Genomic DNA, 19,738 nt, shown 5'->3' with positions numbered 1-19,738 from the left:
TCCTCCTGGAGCGTGGTGCATGCGGTGACTAGAGCGTGATGAAACCGGTGACGAGCCCGATGACGGCGACGACGGCGCCCGCGACCGCGACGACGCAGAGGACCACCTCCGGGCCGGTGAACACCCGGAGCGTGCGCTCCCGCCGGGCGATGACGTAGAGCACCGTCGCCGGGGCGTAGATCAGGAACGACAGCAGCAGGTACTGGGGGCCGGCCGCGATGACGAGGAACACCGTGTACACGACCGCGACGAAGGCCGCGACGAGTTGTCGACGTGACAGCCCACCGCTCGGCACGAGGGCCGGGTCGACGTCGCGGTGCGCGCGCCGCGACCACCGCGGGATGCCGTACTGCACCGCGTACAGGGCGGTGAGGAAGTACGGGATCAGCGACAGGGAACTGCAGAGCTCGAGCATCGAGGTGAGCGCGTCGTCGGAGAACATCGTGATGACGAGGAACACCTGGATGAGCCCGCTCGTGAAGGCCAGCGCCATCCAGGGCGTGCCGTGCCGGTTGACCTTGGTCAGGAACCGCGGTGCGTCCTCCTGTCGCGCCGCCTGGTACAGCACCTCGCTCGACATCAGCGTCCAGGCCAGGTACGCACCGAGCACCGAGACGACCAGCCCCACGTTGATGAGGACCGTGCCCCAGGTCCCGACGATCGCGCCGAACACGCCGGCCATCGAGGGCTGGCGCAGACCGCTCAGCTCGGCGGCGGGGAGCGCGGCGAACGACACGAGGGTGACGAGGGCGAAGACGGCGAGGACCCCGAGGAAGCCGCTGATGGTGGCGCGGCCGATGTCCTCGCGCCGGCGCGCGTACCGGGAGTAGACGGTCGCCCCCTCGACACCGAGGAACACGAAGACCGTGACGAGCATCGTCGACCGCACCTGCGAGAACAGCTCCCCGGCGCTCGGCTCCGCGCCGCCCCAGAGGTTCAGCCGGAACGTCTCCCAGTGCGTGCCGACGATCGCCCCGACGATGACGAACAGCAGGATCGGGACGAGCTTCGCGATGGTGACGACGGTGTTGAGGACCGCCGCGTTCTTCGTGCCGCGGAGGACGAACAGGTGGAACGCCCAGAGCATCGCCGAGGTGACGACGACGGAGAGGAGCGTGTCGCCCTCCCCGAAGGCGGGCAGCACCGAGCCGAGGGTCGAACCGATGAGGACCCAGTAGGTGACGTTGCCGACGCAGGCGCTCGCCCAGTAGCCGAACGCGGAGAAGAAGCCGATGTAGTTGCCGAACCCCGCCTTGGCGTAGGCGAAGATGCCGGCGTCGAGGTCCGGCCGGTGCGTCGAGAGTGCCTGGAAGACGAAGACGAGCATCAGCATCCCGACGCCCGCCACGATCCACGCGATCACCGTCGCGACGACGCCGGCTCCTGACGCGAAGTTCCGGGGGAGCGAGAACACGCCGGCACCCACCATCGAACCGACGACCATCGCCGCCAACGCGAGCACGGAGAGCGACTTGTCGCCCTGCGTGCTCGGTGCCTCCTGCTCCTGGACCGTCATGGCAGGTCGACCTCCTCGGAGGCGCCCGACCAGGTCGCGACCACGACCAGCTGGACGACGCCGAAGACGACGAGCACGCAGCTGACGGCGGCGACGGCGAACACCGTGCCGAGTGCCGGCACGTTGATCAGGAGCACCCCGCCGAGGACGCTGAGGACCGCCGCCGTGATGGTCAGGCCGCGGTGGCCGCCGCCGGGGGCGTACAGGAGCGCGATGCCCTCCAACGCCCAGGCGAACCCGGTCACCAGCACGAGGACGCGGATCCCGACCGGCGGGTGCAGGATCGCGATGACCCCGCCGGCGACGACGAGCAGGCCGACGACCACGAGCGCGATCCGCCGCCATCCGGACGACCCGCCGACGGCGACCGCGCGCACGAGCATCGCTCCGCCGGACACCACCAGGTGGATGCCGAACACCCAGACGACCGCGACCACCGTCGCGTGCGGGAGGACCAGGGCGGTGACGCCGGCGAGGACCGCGACCACGCCGACGACGGCGAGCGCGATGCGCAGTCGCCGTTCCGCCGCGTCGTCCGGGACGACGACGGGCTCCTGCCCCGGCGCCCCTGCACCCGCGCCTGCACCACTCACGATCCCCACTGCCCTCTCCGCGCGATGGTCGTCGTGATCCGTGCCGCGCCGATGACAGGACTACATCCGCTCGGGCCGGGCGGGTTCATCCGTTGCGGGTGAATCCGGTGACGCCGATCGGGGGCAGGGTCGCGGCCATGACAGAGCAACCGGTGCCGGCCGACTGGTCGGGTCAGCGTCCCCGCCCGGCGGCGCGGCGAGCACGGCAGGGCGCCGTGCTCGTGGTCCTCGGCGTGGTCGGGTTCATCGTGGCGGTCCTCGTCCTCACCCGTCCCCCCGCCGCGATCGACGCGGAGGTGCACCTCCTCGGCTCGTACATGGTGATGGCGGGACTCCTGCGCATCGGTCGGGCCGGTGCGGGCGACGGCATGGCGATGCCCCGGCGCGTCGTGCACGGCGTCCTCGGGACGTTCGTCCTGGTCGCGGGCGTGGCCGCGGTCGTGCACCCGCCGGGGGAGCTCAGCGCCTGGGTGGTCGTGATCGCGATCGCCTGGGTCCTCGAGGCCGGCGTGGTGCTCACCGGCTCGACCTTCTCGTCCGCGCGTTCCCTGTCCCTGGTCGCCGCGGTCCTGTGCGTCTGCATCGCCGTCGCGCTGCTCCTGTACCCGGTGATCGGGGTGCGCGCGTCGACCGCGTCCAGCGCCGTCTTCCTCGTGCTGTTCTCCGCCGCCCAGCTCTTCGAGGGTGTCCTCACCTGGGTTCCGGCGCGCTACGAGACCCGCAGCGCACCGGGACGTCCTCGGTGAACGTCAGGGACGAGCCGCCAGGAAGGCCGCCTGCCGCTCCCACTGCCGGAAGCCGCCGCCCTCGTGACCGTTGTACGGGTAGACCTCGATGTGCTTGTCGGTCGACGCGAGGGCGTTGTACGCCGCGAAGGTGGTCCGCGGTGGCACCACGTCGTCCATGAGCGCGACGGAGAACAGCGCCGGCGCCGTGATCCGGGCCGCGAAGTTCACGCCGTCGAGGTACGACGCCGTGGTCCACACCGTCTCCGCCGCGTCCCGGTGCACGGCGAGGTAGCGGACGAGTTCCTGGTACGGGTCGCTCGTCGCGACGAGTGCCCCGTGCTCCCAGTCGCAGAGGAACGCGACGTCCGGCATCACCGCGGCAACCGGCCCGACGTGCGCCTCCACCAGTGCCGCCGCCGCGATCGTGATCCCGCCGCCCTGGCTCCCGCCGGTCAGCGCGATCCGCGCCGGGTCGACACCGGGCAGGGTCCGGACGGCGTCGACCAACCGCACCGCGTCGGTGTACACGCGCCGGTAGTAGTGGTCGGCCGCGTCCTCGATCCCGCGCGTCATCCACCCACCGATGTGCGGGCCGGAGCCGTGCGGGTCCGGGGTCTCGCCGCCGCCCCAGCCGCTGCCCTGGCCGCGGGTGTCCATCACGACGTGTACGTACCCGGCGAGGGCCCAGGCGACGCGCTCGCCGGGGAGGGCCCGTCCGCCGTTGTACCCGAGGAACTCGACGACGGCCGGCAGCGGCTCGTCGCCGGCCCCGGCCGGCCTGGTCACCCAGGCGCGGACGGGGTCGGCGGCGAAGCCGGGGAAGACGAGGTCCTCCACGGTGAGCGCGGTCACCGGCGTCACCGCCGGCGTCAGGACCGGCACGGCACCGGCACGTTCCGCCGCCGCCCGAGCCGACGCGATCGTGTCCGCCCAGAACGCGTCGAAGTCGTCCGGACAGCGGACCCCCGGCCGGTGGGTGCGGAGCTCGTCGAGGGGCAGGTCGGTCAGCGGCATCGTGGGGTCCTCCTCAGCGGACGGCGGCGCGGTAGCGCTCGAGCACCTCGGGGTGCGGGTCGGCGGGGACCGTCGTCGTGGCGACCTCCCACGTCGGCAGTGACCCGGTCAGTGCCCATGCTGCCTGACGCGCCGCCCCGGCGGCGACGTACTCGCCGGGTTCCGGCAGGTGCACGTCGCGGCCGAACACCTGCGCAGCGATCGTGCGGACCGCCTCGTTCCGCGCGGCGCCGCCGATGAGCAGCAGGCGTTCGACTCTGACGCCGGACGCCTCGACGGCGGCGAGGCCGTCCGCGAGCGCGCAGAGCATGCCCTCGAACGCAGCCCGGGCCAGGTGCTCCCGGTCGGTCGTCGCCGGCGTCATGCCGAGCAGGGACGCGGTCGCGTCCGGTCGGTTCGGTGTGCGCTCGCCGACGAAGTACGGCACGAGCACGAGACCGTCGGCACCGGTCGGCGCCTCGAGCGCGAGGCGCCCGAGCTCGCCGTGGTCGACGCCGAGCAGGCCGCCGATCACCTCGAGCACGCGGGCCGCGTTGAGTGTCGTGACGATCGGGAGGCGCGACCCGGTTCCGTCGGCGAAGCCCGCCACGGTCCCGCTCGGGTCGGCGAGCCCGGTGTCGGTCACGCCGAAGACGGTCCCGCTGGTCCCGAGGGACACCGCGACGTCGCCTGCGGCGAGTCCGAGGCCGAGCGCGGCTCCGGCGTTGTCGCCGGTGCCGGCCCCGATGACGAGCCCGGCGCGGGCGACCGCGCCGCCGGGGAGTGTCACGTCCGCCGACAGCGTGCCCATCGCCTCGTCCGGTGCGACGACGCGGGGGACCACGACGGCGTCCTCGTCGCCCGTCGTCGCCGTGCGCATCCGTCGCCCGAACGCGAGCTCGAACAGCGCCGGGTCGTAGTCCCGGCGCGCCGGGTCCCAGTACGCCGTACCACTGGCGTCCGAGCCGTCGGTCGCGAGCGCGTCGAGGTCGGGTCCGAGCGGGCTCTCGCCCGCGGGGCCGAACCCGCGCAGCCGCCAGGACAGCCAGTCGTGGGGGAGTGCCACGGCCGCCACCCGGCGTGCGTTCTCCGGCTCGGCGTCGCGGAGCCACCGCAGCTTCGTCCCGGTGAACGACGCCACCGGGACCAGACCCGTCCGGGTGACCCATGCCTCCCGTCCGAGTTCCTCGACCATCTGCGCGGCCGCGTCCGCGCTGCGGACGTCGTTCCAGAGGAGCGCGTCGCGGACGACGCGTCCGTCGGCGTCGAGCACGACCATGCCGTGCTGCTGGCCGGCGATCGCGATGCCCGCCACGTCGTCGAGCCCACCGGCGTCCGCCACGGCGGCGCCGAGGGCGTCCCACCAGTGGCGGGGGTCGACCGAGGTGCCGTCCGGGTGGGACGCGCGCCCGTCGCGGACCACGGCGCCGGTGTCGGCGTCACGGATCGTGACCTTGCAGGACTGGGTCGACGAGTCGACCCCTGCCACCAGTGTCATCAGCTCTCCTCGGCGGTAGGCCGCCTCGGCGCGCGGAATGCGGCCGCTGGCGCGTCCGCTCTCAATTCCGCGCGCCCATGAGGTGCTCGACGGCCAGCTGCTGCAGCCGGACGAAGCCGAAGCCCTTGCCGCCGAAGTAGGCGTCGGCGTCGAAGTCCTCGAACGCGGAGCGGTCGGCCAGGAACGCGTCGTAGGACTCGCCGTCGTTCAGCGTCGGCGTGGACAGCTCGTCGACCTTGGCCGCGGAGAGGGCCGCCTGGACCTCGGGGTCGGCGCGGAACGCCTGCGCACGCTCCTTGAGGAGCAGGTACATGCGCATGTTCGCCGCGGCGGAGTCCCAGACACCGGAGATGTCCTCGGTGCGGGACGGCTTGTAGTCGAAGTGGCGGGGGCCGTCGTAGGCGACACCGCCCTGCGGGGAGCCGTGCTCGAGCAGGTCGACGAGGGAGAACGCGTTCTGCAGGTCGCCGTGGCCGAACACCAGGTCCTGGTCGTACTTGATGCCGCGCTGGCCGTTGAGGTCGATGTGGAAGAGCTTGCCGGAGTAGAGCGCCTGGGCGATGCCCGCCGTGAAGTTCAGCCCGGCCATCTGCTCGTGGCCGACCTCGGGGTTCACGCCGAAGAGCTCCGGACGCTCGAGGGTGTCGATGAACGCGATCGCATGCCCGAGGGTCGGCAGGAGGATGTCGCCGCGGGGCTCGTTCGGCTTCGGCTCGATGGCGAAGCGGATGTCGTAGCCCTTGTCGGTGACGTACTGGGCGAGCAGGTCGACGGACTCCTTGTAGCGGGAGAGCGCGGCCTGCACGTCCTTGGCGCTGTCGTACTCGGCGCCCTCGCGGCCACCCCACATCACGAAGGTCTTCGCGCCGAGCTCGGCGGCGAGGTCGACGTTGCGGAGCACCTTGCGGAGCGCGAAGCGGCGGACCTGCCGGTCGTTGGACGTGAAGCCGCCGTCCTTGAAGACCGGGGCGGAGAAGAGGTTCGTGGTGACCATCGGCACGATGATCCCGGTGGCCTCGAGCGCGCCCTTGAGGCGGTCGATCTGGGTCTGACGCTCGGCGTCGGTCGAGCCGAACGCGAAGAGGTCGTCGTCGTGGAAGGTCAGGCCGTAGGCACCGAGCTCGTCGAGCTTCTCGACCGCCTCGACCACGTCGAGCTGCGGGCGGGTGGGGCCGCCGAAGGGGTCGGAGCCGTTGTAGCCGATGGTCCAGAGACCGAAGGAGAACTTGTCTGCACGGGTGGGCGTCGTTGCCATGATGGTCACCGTTCGTCGTCGAAACAAAATGTTGCCGCGCCCAACATAAGCGTTAGGGTGGATCGTGGCAAGGACGTGATCGCAAGGGAGCGAGCGGATGGCACAGGAACGACTTCGGGTCGCGATGGTGGGACACGGCTTCATGGGAGCCGCCCACTCGCAGGCCTGGCGGACCACCCCGAGGTTCTTCGACCTCGCCGTGGAACCGGAGATGGCGGTGGTCGTCGGGCGTGACCCGGACCGCGCCGAAGCCGCCAGGGTGCGGTACGGCTGGCAGGCAGCGTCGACCGACTGGCGCGCGGTCGTCGCCGACCCGGACATCGACGTCGTCGACGTCGTGTCCCCGGGCTCCTCGCACGTCGAGATCGCGATCGCGGCGCTCGAGGCGGGCAAGCACGTCCTGTGCGAGAAGCCGCTCGCGAACACCGTGGCCGAGGCCGAGGCGATGACGGCCGCCGCCGCAGCCGCCCGGGCACGCGGCGTCCGCGCCATGGTCGGCTTCAGCTACCGCCGGGTGCCCGCGATCGCCTTCGCACGACAGCTCGTGCAAGCCGGCCGCATCGGCACCGTGCGGCAGGTCCGCGCGCTCTACCTGCAGGACTGGCTCGCCGACGCCGACGGACCGATGACGTGGCGGCTCGACAAGTCGCTCGCCGGCTCCGGATCGCTCGGGGACATCGGGGCCCACGCCATCGACCTCGTCGAACACGTCACCGGCGCGCAGCTCGCCAGCGTCTCCGGCACCCTCGAGACCTTCGTGACCGAGCGCCCCCTGCTCGCCGACGGCGTCGGACTCTCCGGCACCGCGTCGAGCGAGCGCGGACAGGTCACCGTCGACGACGCCGCGTTCTTCATCGGCCGGCTCGGCGGCGGTGCGGCCGACGGCGCGATCGGCACGTTCGAGGCGACGCGCTACGCCACCGGGCGGAAGAACGGCCTGACGCTCGAGATCAGCGGCTCCGAGGGCGCCATCCAGTTCGACCTCGAGTCGATGAACGAGCTCCGCCTCTACGAGTCCGCAGGCCCCGCTGGCGAGCAGGGCTTCCGGCGGATCCTCGTCACCGAACCCGAACACCCCTACATGGCCGCGTGGTGGCCGACCGGGCACCTCATCGGGTACGAGCACACCTTCAGCCACCAGGTGAAGGACTTCGTCGACGCGATCGTCGCCGGCACGGACCCCTCGCCCTCGTTCGAGGACGGTCTGCACGTGCAGCGCGTGCTCGACGCCGTCGAACGCAGCGCCGCCGACGGCAGCAGCTGGACGGCCATCCCGTGAACGACGACCAGAAGGGCACCATGCAGCAGCGCCAGGCACTCATCGTCCGAGGCGGGTGGGACGGACACCAACCCGTCGAGACCACCGACGCGTTCGTCCCCTTCCTGCGGGAGCACGGGTTCGACGTCCGCGTGGAGGACTCCACCGCCGTCTACGCCGACGAGGCGTTCATGCGCACCGTCGACCTGATCGTGCAGGTCGTCACGATGTCGACCATCGCCGACGACGAGTTCGCCGGCCTGCAGCGCGCCGTGCTCGCCGGCACCGGGCTCGCCGGGTGGCACGGCGGCATCGCGGACTCGTTCCGCGCCAACGCCGACTACCTGCACATGATCGGCGGGCAGTTCGCGCACCACGCGGCCAAGCCCCCGGCCGAGCGCGCCGGCGACCAGGCCGACAACTACCTGCACTACACGGTGCACATGACGGACCTCGGCCGGACCCACCCGGTCACCGAGGGCATCGCGGACTTCGACCTCGTCACCGAGCAGTACTGGGTGCTGAGCGACGAGTACTGCGACGTGCTCGCCACCACGACGCAGGACGCGCGCGACTTCGACGCGTGGAACCGCCCGGTCACCTCGCCGGCGATCTGGACGCGGCAGTGGGGCGCAGGACGGGTCTTCGTCTCCGCGCCCGGCCACCGGCTCGAGGTCGTCGAGTCCCAGCCGCTCCGCACGGTCATCGAACGGGGACTCCTGTGGGCAGCCCGATGAGCGACGGCGCGGCGCTCCGCGTCGGGATGGTCGGCGTCGGGAACATCAGCCGGCAGTACCTCCAGCACCTCCCCGCCCTGCCGGGGCTGCGGCTCACCGCCGTCGCCGACCTCGACACCGAGCGGGCGGCGATCGTCGCGGCGGAGCAGGGCGTCCTCGCCCTCGGCGTCGACGAACTCCTGGCGCACGAGGACGTCGACGTCGTCCTGAACCTCACGATCCCCGCCGCGCACGCTTCGGTCGCGCTCGCGGCGCTCGCCGCGGGCAAGCACGTCTACGGCGAGAAGCCCCTCGCGACCTCCACCGCCGAGGCCGCCCCGGTGCTCGAGCAGGCGCGCGCCGCCGGACTCCGGGTCGGCAGCGCGCCCGACACCGTCCTCGGCACCGGGATCCAGACCGCCAGGGCCGCACTCGACGACGGCGCGATCGGTGACCCGGTCGGCGCGGCCGTCGCGTGGAGCGCACCCGGTCACGAGCTGTGGCACCCGGCACCCGCGTTCTACTACCAGCCGGGCGGCGGTCCGCTGCTCGACATGGGGCCGTACTACCTGACCAGCCTCGTCGCGTTCTTCGGCCCGGTCGTCCGGGTCAGCGGGAGCGCCACCCGGTCCGCCCGTGCACGCACGGTCGGATCCGGTCCGGACGCGGGTGCCGCGATCCCGGTGGACGTCGACACGCACGTCGTCGCGATCCTCGAGCACGAGGGCGGGGTCGTCTCCACCGTGACCGTCTCCTTCGAGGTCTGGGCCACGCGCTCCCCGCTGTTCGAGGTGTACGGCACGGCCGGCACCCTCGCCGTCCCGGACCCGAACGCGTTCTCCGAGACCGCGTCGATCGCCACCGCCGACGACCGCACGTGGCGGGAACTCCCCGTCCGCGCGGGCTACGCCGACGCCGGGCGCGGGTACGGCCTCGCCGACATGGCGCACGCCATCGCCACCGACCGTCCACACCGGGCGTCCGGGGACCTGGCGTACCACGTGCTCGAGGTGATGGAAGCGGTCGCGACCGCCGCACGGGAACACACCGTGGTGCCCGTGACGTCCCGGCCGGAGCGCGCCGCCACGGTCCCGCTCGACGCGCGACCGGACACCTGGTGACGACGGTCCGACCCGGCCACGGCCCGGGAACCGGCCCGAGACGGAAGGAAGCAGCATGACGGACGAACCACGAGCCTCCCGGCCGGTCACCCTGTTCACCGGCCAGTGGGCGGACCTGCCGTTCGAGGAGGTCGCCCGGCTCGCCGGTGGCTGGGGGTACGACGGACTGGAGATCGCCTGCTGGGGCGACCACCTCGACGTCCGGCGTGCCGCGACCGACCCGGAGTACGTCGCGGACCGCCGCCGGATCCTCGACGACAACGGGCTCGGCGTCTGGACGATCGCGAACCACCTGGTCGGCCAGGCCGTGTGCGACGACCCGATCGACGCCAGGCACCAGGACATCGTGCCGCCGCACGTGTGGGGCGACGGCGACCCCGAGGGCGTCCGGCAGCGGGCCGCCGAGGAACTGCAGTGGACCGCCCGCGCCGCCGCTGCGCTCGGTGTCGACACCGTCACGGGGTTCTCCGGGTCCTCGATCTGGAAGACGGTCGCCGGGTTCCCGCCCGTGCCGCCCGGGATGATCGACGCCGGGTACCAGGACTTCCACGACCGCTGGTCGCCGGTCCTCGACGTCTTCGAGGAGGTCGGGGTGCGGTTCGCGCTCGAGGTCCACCCGTCCGAGATCGCCTACGACTACTGGACCGCGAAGCGCACGCTCGAGGTCTTCGCGGACCGCCCGGCGTTCGGGTTCAACTTCGACCCGTCGCACTTCGTGTGGCAGGACCTCGACCCCGCCGCCTTCCTGCTCGACTTCGCCGACCGGGTGTACCACGTGCACTGCAAGGAGTCGGTGAAGCAGCTCGACGGCCGCAACGGACGGCTCGCGTCGCACCTGCCGTGGGGCGACCCGCGGCGGGGCTGGGACTTCGTCACCGCCGGCCACGGGGACGTGCCGTGGGAGCGGGTGTTCCGTGTGCTGAACCACATCGGCTACACCGGGCCGACGAGCGTCGAGTGGGAGGACGCCGGCATGGACCGGCTCGTCGGCGGCCCGGAGGCACTGGCGTTCATCCGGCGCCTCGGCACGATCGCCCCGCCCGACGCCGCCTTCGACGCGGCGTTCTCGCAGTCGCGGTGAGCGCCGCGCCGATGCCACCAGACGTGCCCCGCGACCCCGTGGCCCGCGAGCCCGTGCCTCGCGAGCCCGTGCCCCGCGAGCCCGTGCCTCGCGAGCCTGTGCCCAGCGCGGACCGGCCTCGGCGGAACACCGCCCGCGTGCTCCGGATCGTGCACGAGGACGGACCGCTGACGCGCGCCGACCTGACCCGCCGCACCGGGCTGAACCGCTCGACGACCCTGGCGCTCGTCGGGGAGCTCGTCGACCTCGGGCTCGTCCGCGAGTCCGAGGGAGCCGCACCCGGCGTCGGCCGTCCGAGCCCCGTCGTCCGGGCGTCCCCGGACGTCGTCGCCGTCGCCGTGACCGTGGAGATCGACGCCGTCACGGTCGCCCTCGTCGGTCTCGACGGCAGCATCCGGCACCGCGTCACCGAGCACACCGACCACCGGCCGGGCGCCGCGGACGCCGTGCGCATCGTCGCCGGGCTCCTCGACGGCCTGCAGGACGTGATGCGGTCGTTCCGCACGGTCGGCATCGGCGTCTCGATCCCCGGCACCGTCCGTGTCGAGGACGGCCTCGTCCGGTACGCCCCGCACCTCGGCTGGCGCGACGAGCCGTTCGCCGGACCCCTCGCCGTCGCGACCGGACGGCCGGTGCGGGTCGCGAACGACGCGAACCTCGGTGCCCGGGCTGAGCACCTCTACGGCAGCGGGCGCGGGGTCCGCGACCTCGTCTACCTCAACGGCGGCGCGAGCGGCATCGGTGGCGGCGTGATCAGCGCCGACCGGCCGCTGAGCGGCGCGGACGGCTACGCGGGCGAGCTCGGGCACACGTTCGTGGCGGACAACGGGATCCGGTGCCACTGCGGTGCGTTCGGGTGTCTCGAGACCGAGGCCTCCCGAGCCGCCCTCGTCGCCGTGACCGGGGTCGACGCGGACGACCTGCCGGCCCTTGCCGCCGCGCTGGACGCCGGGGGTCCCGAGGTCGAGCGGGTCGTGGACCGCCAGGTCGCGGCGCTCGCGACCGGGCTCCGGAACGCGATCCACACCGTCAACCCCGAGGTCGTCGTCCTCGGCGGGTTCCTCGGCGTGCTCCTCGGGCACGTCGGTGACCGGATCGTCACCGCGGTCCGGGCGCAGTCGATGGCGGCGATGGCCGACCGGGTCCGGATCGTGCCCACCGCGCTCGGCGCCGACGTGCTCCTCCGTGGCGCAGCCGAGCTCGGGTTCCGCGACCTGCTCGACGACCCGACCCTCGCCCCGGCCCCCACTCCCACTCCTGATCCCACCTCCACCTCGCAGGAAGCGACCACCCCATGACCACCAGCACCCAGCGCTCCGACACCCAGCGCGGCAGCACCCAGCGCGTCAGCGTCCTGCAGGGCCAGGACGACCTCACCGTGGAGGACCGTCCCGTCCCCGCGGTCGACCCGGGCGACGTCCTCGTCCAGGTCGCCGCGGTCGGCGTCTGCGGCTCCGACGTGCACTACTTCCGGCACGGCCGGATCGGCGACTTCGTCGTCGAGGAGCCCCTCGTCCTCGGCCACGAGCTCTCCGGCACGATCGTCGCCGTCGGCGACGGCGTCGACGCGGGCCGCGTGGGGGAGCGCGTCGCGGTCGAACCGCAGCGCCCCTGTCACCGGTGCGCGCAGTGCCTCGCGGGCCGGTACAACCTCTGCCCGCACATGCGCTTCTACGCGACGCCGCCGGTGGACGGGGCCTTCGCCGAGTACGTCACGATCGAGGCCGAGTTCGCGCACACGCTGCCGGACACCGTCTCGTTCGAGGCCGGCGCGCTCCTCGAACCCCTCTCCGTGGGCATCGCGGCCGTCCGGAAGGCCGGGATCGTCCCCGGCTCCTCGGTCCTCATCGCGGGCGCCGGTCCGATCGGCATCATCTGCGCGCAGGCGGCCAGGGCCTTCGGCGCGTCCCGCATCGTGATCAGCGACCTCGTCGCCGAGCGTCGGGAGCGCGCACTGTGCTACGGCGCGACCGAGGTCGTCGACCCGACCGTGGTGTCCGTCGCGTCCGACATCGCCCCCGTCGACGCGTTCATCGACGCGAGCGGAGCACCCCGCGCGGTCTCCGACGGGATCAAGGCCGTCGGGCCCGCCGGAGCCGCGGTCCTCGTCGGGCTCGGCAACTCCGAGATGACGCTGCCCGTCGAGCACATCCAGAACCTCGAGGTCACGGTCACCGGGATCTTCCGGTACACGAACACGTGGCCGGTCGCCATCGAGCTCGTCGCGTCCGGGCAGGTCGACCTCGACTCGCTCGTCACCGGCCGCTTCGGGCTCGACGACGTCCGCGAGGCCCTCGAGAGCGACACCGATCCGGCGTCCCTGAAGTCCGTCGTCTACCCGGCCGGCGTCCCCGCCGCGTAGCGCGCGTCGCGCGCGGCGCGTGCACACTGCGGACGGGAGGCTCGGCTCGCCACCGGCACCGAGCCTCCCGTCCGGCGCACGGTCGGCACGTGACCCGGAACGGGGCCACCGGTGCGTCACCCGGACGCGCTACGGTTCGCGCATGACCGTCGCTCCACCGCCGCAGCGCACCGACCGGCGCGCCCTCGTGTCCTGGGCCCTCTGGGACTGGGGCTCGGCCGCGTTCAACGCCGTCGTGACGACGTTCGTGTTCAGCACCTACCTGGCGAGCCGCGCGTTCGTGGACCCGGCCCTGGTCGCGGCGGAGGACTCGTCCCGAGCAGCCCGCCAGGCCGTCGAACGGGAGCTCGCCCACAACGCGGCCGTCGTCTCGGCCGCACTGACGATCGCCGGCATCGTGGTCGCGCTCGTCGCCCCGGCGGTCGGACGCCTGGCGGACTCGTCCGGACACCGCCGACGTTCGGTGCTCATCGCGACGATCGGCATCGCGCTGTCCATCGGGGCGATGGTGTTCGTCGCGCCGAGCCAGCCGTTCCTGGTGCTCGGAGCAGCCCTCATCGGCATCGGCACGGTCGCGTACGAGATCGCCTGCGTCGGCTACAACGCGATGCTCGGGCAGGTCGCCTCCGGCCCCCGGACCGGGCGGGTCTCGGCCATCGGCTGGGCGGCCGGGTACTTCGGCGGCATCGTGCTGCTCGTGGTCCTGCTCGTGCTCTGCATCCAGGACTTCGGCGGGTCGGGCACCGCCGGGCTCCTGGACCTGCCCGCGACCGTCGCGACGGGGCAGTGGGACGTCCGCGTCGCGATCGGGATCGCCGCGATCTGGCTCACCGTGAGCTCGATCCCGCTCTTCCTGGTCATCCCCGAGGCCCCCGCCGACCGCACCCGCACCGGCACCCTGTTCTCCGCGTACCGCGACCTCGGCCGGGACATCGCGCGGCTCTGGCGGGAACGGCGGAACGTCCTCGCGTTCCTCATCGCGAGTGCCGTCTTCCGGGACGGCGTCGGTGCGGTGTTCACCTTCGGCGGGATCATCGCCGCGCAGGTCTTCGGGTTCAGCGCGTCCGGAGTGATCGAGTTCGCCATCGTCGCGAACGTCGTGGCCGGGGTCGCGACGGCCCTCTCCGGCCGGCTGGACGACCGCTTCGGCTCCCGCGCGCTCATCACCGTGTCGCTCGTCGGACTCGTCGTCTGCGGCACCGCCGTGCTCTTCGTCGGGAGCGCCCCCGTCGGCTTCTGGGTCCTCGGACTGGCGCTGTGCGTGTTCGTCGGGCCGGTGCAGGCGTCCTCGCGGGCGTACCTGACGCGGCTCGCGACCCCAGGGAAAGAGGGGGAGCTCTTCGGGCTGTACGCCACCACGGGGCGGGCGGCGGCGTTCATCGCGCCGGCGATGTTCGGGATCGCGGTGACGATCGGCGGGTCGACGCGCTTCGGGATCATCGGCATCGTGGTGGTGCTGCTCGCGGGCCTGGTGCTGATGGCGTTCGTGCGGGACGAGGGGCGCGTGCGCTGATCCGACGCGGCACGACGATCCCGCTGTCGTACGACGTCGTCGTTGTCGCCGCTTGCGGCCGCCGCTGTTCCGGGCCGACCCGGTACGACAACCTCGCTGTCGTACGACGTCGTCGTTGTCGCCTCTTGCAGGCACATCGACCCACCCGCGGCCGGGAGGCTCGGCACCGACCCGTCCACAGGCTGCGGATCCGCGCATGGTTCTGCACAGGGCCGTGGCCGGCTCGTGCTCGGAGGCCCGGGTGCGCCAGGATGGGGACATGACCGACCAGCGGATCGCCGTCGTCGTCCTCGCCGCCGGGCAGGGCACGCGCATGAAGTCGTCCACCCCGAAGGTGCTCCACCGGCTCGCCGGCCTGCCCCTCATCGCCCACGTGCTGCGCACCGCCGAGTCGCTCGAGCCCGCGCACATCGCCGTGGTCGTGCGGCACGAGCGTGAACTGGTCGCGGCAGAGGTCACGGAGCGCATGCCCGACGCCATCGTCGTGGACCAGGACGACGTCCCCGGCACCGGGCGCGCGGTCGAAGTCGCGGTGGCAGCGCTGCCCGCCGACTTCGACGGCGCGGTCGTGGTGCTCTCGGGCGACGTGCCGCTCGTCGAAGCCGAGTCGCTCCGTCGCCTCGTCGACGTGCACCACGCCGGCGCGAACGCCGCCACCTTCGTCAGCGCGATCGCTCCGGACCCGACCGGCCTCGGGCGCATCCTGCGCGACGAGCACGGCGGGTTCGCCGGGGTCGTCGAGCACAAGGACGCCACCGACGAACAGCGCGCGATCACGGAGACGAACGCCGGGATCTACGCCTTCGACCTCGCACACCTCCGCACGGTGCTTCCGTCGCTCACCACGGCGAACGTGCAGGGCGAGAAGTACATCACCGATGCACCGGCCCTCATCGCGTCGCGCGGGGGGCGCGTCGACGTCGTCACCTTCGACGACCCCTGGCTCCTCGCCGGCATCAACGACCGCGCGCAGCTCGCGGACGCCGCCCGCGTGCTGAACGACCGCATCGTCCGCCGTCACCAGCTCGCCGGCGTCACCGTGCAGGACCCGACGTCGACCTGGATCGACCTCGACGTCTCGATCGAACCCGACGCCGAGATCCTGCCCGACACGCAGCTCATCGGCGCGACGGCGATCGCGTCGGGGGCGGTCGTCGGACCCGGCACGACCCTCCGCGACACCGAGGTGGGCGTGGGTGCCACCGTGAACCGCACCGACGCCACCCTCGCGGTCATCGGCGACGGCGCTTCCGTCGGACCGTTCGCGTACCTCCGCCCGGGCACGATCCTCGGCGACGGCGGCAAGATCGGCACCTTCGTCGAGACCAAGAACGCGAAGATCGGCCGGGGCAGCAAGGTGCCGCACCTGTCCTACATCGGTGACGCCGAGGTGGGAGAGGACTCGAACATCGGGGCCAACACCATCACTGCGAACTACGACGGCGTCGACAAGCACCGGACCGAGGTCGGGTCGAACGTCCGCACCGGTTCGCACAACGTCTTCGTCGCCCCGGTTAGGATTGGCGACGGGGCGTACACCGGCGCAGGCACCACCGTCCGCAAGGACGTGCCGGCCGGGTCGCTCGCGATCAGCTACGCCCCACAGCGCAACACCGACGACTGGGTCGAAGAACACCGACCCGGCACGCCGGCGGCCGAGGCAGCTCGGCGTGCGCGAGGCGAATGACACCTTCTCGACGGCGATCCGCCGCCACAAGAGGGCCCGGCGACGGGTCCTGGACACACGGCCCCTCGGGGTCAGGGAGTGAGTACGGCACTTGTCCGGAATCAAAACGACCGGCCAGAAACGACTCGTCCTCGTCTCGGGGCGGGCACATCCGGCTCTCTCCGCGGAGATCGCAGAGGAACTCGGCGTCGACCTGGTCCCCACCGATGCCCGGACCTTCGCGAACGGCGAGCTCTACGTCCGCTTCGACGAGTCGGTCCGCGGCTGTGACGCCTTCGTCATCCAGTCGCACACCGCACCGATCAACGAGTGGCTCATGGAGCAGCTCATCATCGTCGATGCCCTGAAGCGTGCCTCGGCGAAGCGCATCACCGTCGTCGCGCCGTTCTACCCCTACGCCCGGCAGGACAAGAAGGGCCGCGGTCGTGAGCCGATCTCGGCGCGACTCGTCGCCGACCTGTTCAAGGCCGCCGGCGCGCACCGGATCATGAGCGTCGACCTGCACGCCGCGCAGATCCAGGGCTTCTTCGACGGCCCGGTCGACCACCTCTTCGCGATGCCGGTGCTCCTCGAGCGCTTCAAGCAGATCCTCGACCCGTCGACGCTCACCGTCGTCTCGCCGGACATGGGGCGCGTCCGCGTCGCTGACATCTGGTCCGAGAAGCTCGGTGCGCCGCTCGCGATCATCCACAAGCGCCGCGACCCGCTCGTCCCGAACCAGGTCAGCGTGCACGAGATCGTCGGTGACGTCTCCGGCCGCTGGTGCCTGCTCGTCGACGACCTCATCGACACCGGCCGCACCATCGCCAAGGCAGCAGAGGCCCTCAAGGCCGCCGGCGCGATCGGTGTCGTCGTCGCCGCGACCCACGCCGTGTTCTCCGACCCCGCCACCGAGCTCCTGCAGAGTGAGTTCATCGACCGAGTCGTCGTCACGGACACGCTCCCGGTGCCGGTGGAGAAGCGCTGGGACCGCCTCGAGATCCTGCCGATCGCGCCGCTCCTCGCCCGCGCCATCCACGAGGTCTTCGACGACGGCTCGGTCACCTCGATGTTCGACGGCGCCGCCTGACGGCTCCCGTGCCACACCCTGCGCGTGACGCCCTCGCCGCCCGACTCCGGGCGGCGGGGAGCGTCTTCGCCGAGGACGAAGCCGATCTCCTCCTGGCCGCCGGCGACGGCGACCCCGCCCGGCTGCGCACCCTGGTCCAGCGTCGACTCGCGGGGGAACCGCTCGAGTACGTCCTGGGCTGGGCCGCGTTCGACGGGCACCGCATCCGTGTGACGCCGGGCGTCTTCGTCCCGCGTGCCCGGACCGCGGTCGTCGTCGAACAGGCCGCTCGGCTCCTGCACCGCTACGACCGGGTGGTCGACCTGTGCTGCGGTGCGGGTGCCATCGCGGTCGCGCTCCTCGAGCGCGTCGGAGCGCTCGACCTCGTCGCGTCCGACATCGACCCGGACGCCGTCGACATCGCCGCGGAGAACATCGGCGACCGCGGGATCGTGGTGCGCGGCGACCTCTTCGCCCCGCTGCCGGACCGGTTCCGCGGGGCCGTCGACGTCATCGCGGTGAACGCCCCGTACGTGCCGACGGACGCCATCGCCACGATGCCGGTCGAAGCACGCGACCACGAGCACCGTGTCGCGCTCGACGGTGGCGGGGACGGCCTCGAACTGCACCGCCGGATCGCCCTCGGCGCGGGAGAGTGGCTGCGTGCAGGCGGTTCGGTCGTCATCGAGGTGTCCGAGGCGCAGGCACCGGCGTCCGCCGCGGCCTTCACCGCTGCCGGCTTCACCGCGCGCATCGAGCACGACGACGACGTCGACGGCACCTGCGTCGTGGCCACCCTCCCGGCCTGAGCCGCGCTGCGCCCGCACGGCCGCGCGCGGCCGCGGGCGCGTCAGCGCGCGGTGAGCGTGACGGTGTCCCAGCCGGTGGCACCGTTCGGCGCCGGCGGTCGCTGGACGCTCGTCTGCACCTCACCGTCGGTGCTCACCGCGCGCACCTGCACCTCGTGCGAGCCCTTCGTGGCGGTCCACCGGTAGACCCACTGCCGCCAGGTGTCGGCGGAGACCGAGTCGGCGAGTTCGGCGTCCTGCCAGTCCTCGGCTCCGACCTTGACCTGCACGGCCTTCACGCCGGTGTGCGGTTGCCAGGCGACGCCGGCGATCGGGACGCGGTCGCCCACCTGCACGGTCGCACCGTTTGCCGGGGTGTCGATGCGGGACTCCAGCTTCACCGGCCCGCGCTCCGACCACCCGCGCGGCGTCCAGTAGCCCTGCGCGTCGGCGAACCGGGTCACCTCCATCTCGGTGACCCACTTCGTCGCCGAGACGTACCCGAAGAGCCCGGGCACGACCATCCGCACCGGGAAGCCGTGCTCCGCCGGCAGCGGGTCGCCGTTCATGCCGACGGCGAGGAGCGCCGCCGTCCCGTCGTCCTGCAGCACGTCGAGGGGGGTACCGGCGGTGAATCCGTCGATACTCCGGGAGAGCACCATGTCGGCGTCACCCGTCGGGGCGGCCTTCGCGAGCAGGTGGCGGATCGGGTAGCCGAGCCACAGTGCGTTGCCGATGAGGCCCCCGCCGACCTCGTTCGACACGCAACTCAGCGTCGCCATGTGCTCTTCGAGGGGAAGTGCCAGCAGGCCGTCCCAGGTCAGTTCGATCTCGTGCTCGACGGCGCCGTGGATGCGGAGGCTCCAGTCGGCCGGGTCGACCGAGGGGACGCGGAGCGCAGTGTCGATCCGGTAGAAGTCGGCGTTCGGCGTGACGTAGGGGGTGATCCCGGTGACGTCGAGGGAGGCTCCGGCCGGTACCGCCGGGGACGCCGTCTTCGGCGCGGGGAGGTGTACCGCTCGTCGGATGGCCGCTGCGCGCTGCATCGCGGCCGAGCCGAGTCGTGCTCCGGTACCGACGAGGAGCGCGAGCGCACCGGCGGTGACCGACCACACGATGAACGCCCGGCGTTCCGGCATGGCGGACGCGGCGCGGGTCGGGGTCGCGGCGACGAGTTCCCACCGGCGGAGTCGGGCCATGACGAGCCGCAGCACCACGACCGCTGCGGCGACGCCGATGATGCTCGGAGCGCCGTCGAACTGGCCGGCACCCGATCGTGTGGTCACCGCGAGGAGTGACAGGACACCACCGGCGGCGAAGACCAGGGCACCGAAGGGTGGCCGGGCGCGCTCGAGGATCCCGGCGCCGGCGGAGATCGCGGTCATCAGGACGGCCATCAGCACGAAGAGCGCGACCTTGTCGCCGGTGCCGAAGAGCGCGACCATGGTGTTCTTCGCGCCGGCCGGGGCGAGGTCGATGACGGCTGAACCGACGGCGACGAGCGGACTGCCGGCACCGCCGAGGACGAGCGCCCCGAGTTCGGCGGCCCCGAGGAACGCGAGCATCGCCACGACACCGGTG

The 19,738-nt window shown here is 72.5% G+C and carries 17 protein-coding genes; 11 read left to right on the top strand and 6 right to left on the bottom strand.

The genetic code is table 11. The features are described from left to right. Nucleotides 1–28: 28 nt before the first annotated feature. Nucleotides 29–1,516 carry a basic amino acid/polyamine antiporter gene (locus EDF24_RS12525; protein WP_123654245.1) on the bottom strand — a complete coding sequence of 496 codons (1,488 nt, stop codon included), beginning with the start codon at nt 1,514–1,516 and terminating at the stop codon, nt 29–31. Continuing rightward, the gene (locus EDF24_RS12520) at nt 1,513–2,109 is read right to left on the bottom strand and encodes a DUF308 domain-containing protein (protein WP_185021652.1); all 597 of its coding nucleotides are present in this window, start codon (nt 2,107–2,109) and stop codon (nt 1,513–1,515) included. Before EDF24_RS12520 ends, EDF24_RS12525 begins: the two co-directional genes overlap by 4 nt. A gap of 137 nt (nt 2,110–2,246) precedes the next feature. Here EDF24_RS12520 and EDF24_RS12515 point away from each other — a divergent pair, with 137 nt between their 5' ends. After that, entirely contained in the window at nt 2,247–2,855 is a 609-nt protein-coding gene (locus tag EDF24_RS12515; RefSeq protein WP_123654243.1) for a DUF308 domain-containing protein, read from the top strand. A gap of 3 nt (nt 2,856–2,858) precedes the next feature. Here EDF24_RS12515 and EDF24_RS12510 read toward each other — a convergent pair whose 3' ends face one another. The 3 genes from EDF24_RS12510 to xylA form a co-directional block, all read right to left on the bottom strand. Continuing rightward, entirely contained in the window at nt 2,859–3,851 is a 993-nt protein-coding gene (locus EDF24_RS12510; protein WP_123703216.1) for an acetylxylan esterase, read from the bottom strand. A gap of 13 nt (nt 3,852–3,864) precedes the next feature. Next, a complete protein-coding gene (gene xylB, locus EDF24_RS12505; RefSeq protein ID WP_123703214.1) occupies nt 3,865–5,328 on the bottom strand; it encodes a xylulokinase in 1,464 nt (487 codons plus the stop codon). Between the two features lie 61 nt (nt 5,329–5,389). Beyond that, nucleotides 5,390–6,583 carry a xylose isomerase gene (xylA, locus tag EDF24_RS12500; RefSeq protein WP_123654240.1) on the bottom strand — a complete coding sequence of 398 codons (1,194 nt, stop codon included), beginning with the start codon at nt 6,581–6,583 and terminating at the stop codon, nt 5,390–5,392. A 97-nt stretch (nt 6,584–6,680) separates the two neighbouring features. On the opposite strand from xylA, the gene EDF24_RS12495 reads away from it, so the two are divergent. From EDF24_RS12495 to EDF24_RS12450, 10 genes are all read left to right on the top strand, one after another. Beyond that, entirely contained in the window at nt 6,681–7,862 is a 1,182-nt protein-coding gene (locus tag EDF24_RS12495; RefSeq protein WP_123703212.1) for a Gfo/Idh/MocA family protein, read from the top strand. Between the two features lie 20 nt (nt 7,863–7,882). Continuing rightward, nucleotides 7,883–8,578: a ThuA domain-containing protein gene (locus tag EDF24_RS12490; RefSeq protein WP_123703516.1), complete on the top strand. Its 696-nt coding sequence runs from the start codon at nt 7,883–7,885 to the stop codon at nt 8,576–8,578. Continuing rightward, on the top strand, nt 8,575–9,678 hold the full coding sequence (locus EDF24_RS12485) for a Gfo/Idh/MocA family protein (RefSeq protein WP_123703514.1): 1,104 nt from the start codon (nt 8,575–8,577) through the stop codon (nt 9,676–9,678). The genes EDF24_RS12490 and EDF24_RS12485 overlap by 4 nt, the downstream gene beginning before the upstream one ends. A gap of 55 nt (nt 9,679–9,733) precedes the next feature. After that, a complete protein-coding gene (locus EDF24_RS12480) occupies nt 9,734–10,759 on the top strand; it encodes a sugar phosphate isomerase/epimerase (RefSeq protein WP_123703210.1) in 1,026 nt (341 codons plus the stop codon). A 137-nt stretch (nt 10,760–10,896) separates the two neighbouring features. Further along, nucleotides 10,897–12,057 (top strand): ROK family transcriptional regulator, encoded by a 1,161-nt coding sequence (locus tag EDF24_RS12475; RefSeq protein ID WP_260233434.1) that lies wholly within the window; start codon nt 10,897–10,899, stop codon nt 12,055–12,057. Continuing rightward, entirely contained in the window at nt 12,054–13,121 is a 1,068-nt protein-coding gene (locus EDF24_RS12470) for an NAD(P)-dependent alcohol dehydrogenase (RefSeq protein WP_123703208.1), read from the top strand. The genes EDF24_RS12475 and EDF24_RS12470 overlap by 4 nt, the downstream gene beginning before the upstream one ends. A gap of 142 nt (nt 13,122–13,263) precedes the next feature. Then, entirely contained in the window at nt 13,264–14,634 is a 1,371-nt protein-coding gene (locus EDF24_RS12465) for an MFS transporter (protein WP_123654234.1), read from the top strand. Between the two features lie 259 nt (nt 14,635–14,893). Continuing rightward, nucleotides 14,894–16,321 carry a bifunctional UDP-N-acetylglucosamine diphosphorylase/glucosamine-1-phosphate N-acetyltransferase GlmU gene (gene glmU, locus EDF24_RS12460; RefSeq protein WP_123703206.1) on the top strand — a complete coding sequence of 476 codons (1,428 nt, stop codon included), beginning with the start codon at nt 14,894–14,896 and terminating at the stop codon, nt 16,319–16,321. A 91-nt stretch (nt 16,322–16,412) separates the two neighbouring features. Next, complete coding sequence (locus tag EDF24_RS12455; RefSeq protein WP_123654232.1) at nt 16,413–17,390, top strand: ribose-phosphate diphosphokinase; 978 nt, start codon at nt 16,413–16,415, stop codon at nt 17,388–17,390. An 8-nt stretch (nt 17,391–17,398) separates the two neighbouring features. Further along, entirely contained in the window at nt 17,399–18,178 is a 780-nt protein-coding gene (locus tag EDF24_RS12450) for a putative protein N(5)-glutamine methyltransferase (RefSeq protein WP_123703204.1), read from the top strand. Between the two features lie 41 nt (nt 18,179–18,219). Here the strand turns inward: EDF24_RS12450 and EDF24_RS12445 are convergent, their stop codons facing one another. Beyond that, nucleotides 18,220–19,722 carry a molybdopterin-dependent oxidoreductase gene (locus EDF24_RS12445; protein WP_123703510.1) on the bottom strand — a complete coding sequence of 501 codons (1,503 nt, stop codon included), beginning with the start codon at nt 19,720–19,722 and terminating at the stop codon, nt 18,220–18,222. Nucleotides 19,723–19,738 lie beyond the last annotated feature (16 nt).

Origin of the sequence: Curtobacterium sp. PhB130 (genome assembly GCF_003755165.1) — a bacterium.
Lineage (GTDB): Bacteria > Actinomycetota > Actinomycetes > Actinomycetales > Microbacteriaceae > Curtobacterium.
This window is presented reverse-complemented; position numbering and strand designations above follow the sequence as displayed.

Excerpts from the sequence above, each read along its gene's own strand:
- EDF24_RS12525 (WP_123654245.1), bottom strand. The coding sequence starts at position 1,516 with ATGACGGTCCAGGAGCAGGAGGCACCGAGCACGCAGGGCGACAAGTCG.
- EDF24_RS12515 (WP_123654243.1), top strand. The coding sequence starts at position 2,247 with ATGACAGAGCAACCGGTGCCGGCCGACTGGTCGGGTCAGCGTCCCCGC.
- EDF24_RS12510 (WP_123703216.1), bottom strand. The coding sequence starts at position 3,851 with ATGCCGCTGACCGACCTGCCCCTCGACGAGCTCCGCACCCACCGGCCG.
- xylB (WP_123703214.1), bottom strand. The coding sequence starts at position 5,328 with ATGACACTGGTGGCAGGGGTCGACTCGTCGACCCAGTCCTGCAAGGTC.
- xylA (WP_123654240.1), bottom strand. The coding sequence starts at position 6,583 with ATGGCAACGACGCCCACCCGTGCAGACAAGTTCTCCTTCGGTCTCTGG.
- EDF24_RS12495 (WP_123703212.1), top strand. The coding sequence starts at position 6,681 with ATGGCACAGGAACGACTTCGGGTCGCGATGGTGGGACACGGCTTCATG.
- EDF24_RS12490 (WP_123703516.1), top strand. The coding sequence starts at position 7,883 with ATGCAGCAGCGCCAGGCACTCATCGTCCGAGGCGGGTGGGACGGACAC.
- EDF24_RS12485 (WP_123703514.1), top strand. The coding sequence starts at position 8,575 with ATGAGCGACGGCGCGGCGCTCCGCGTCGGGATGGTCGGCGTCGGGAAC.
- EDF24_RS12480 (WP_123703210.1), top strand. The coding sequence starts at position 9,734 with ATGACGGACGAACCACGAGCCTCCCGGCCGGTCACCCTGTTCACCGGC.
- EDF24_RS12470 (WP_123703208.1), top strand. The coding sequence starts at position 12,054 with ATGACCACCAGCACCCAGCGCTCCGACACCCAGCGCGGCAGCACCCAG.
- EDF24_RS12465 (WP_123654234.1), top strand. The coding sequence starts at position 13,264 with ATGACCGTCGCTCCACCGCCGCAGCGCACCGACCGGCGCGCCCTCGTG.
- glmU (WP_123703206.1), top strand. The coding sequence starts at position 14,894 with ATGACCGACCAGCGGATCGCCGTCGTCGTCCTCGCCGCCGGGCAGGGC.
- EDF24_RS12445 (WP_123703510.1), bottom strand. The coding sequence starts at position 19,722 with ATGCTCGCGTTCCTCGGGGCCGCCGAACTCGGGGCGCTCGTCCTCGGC.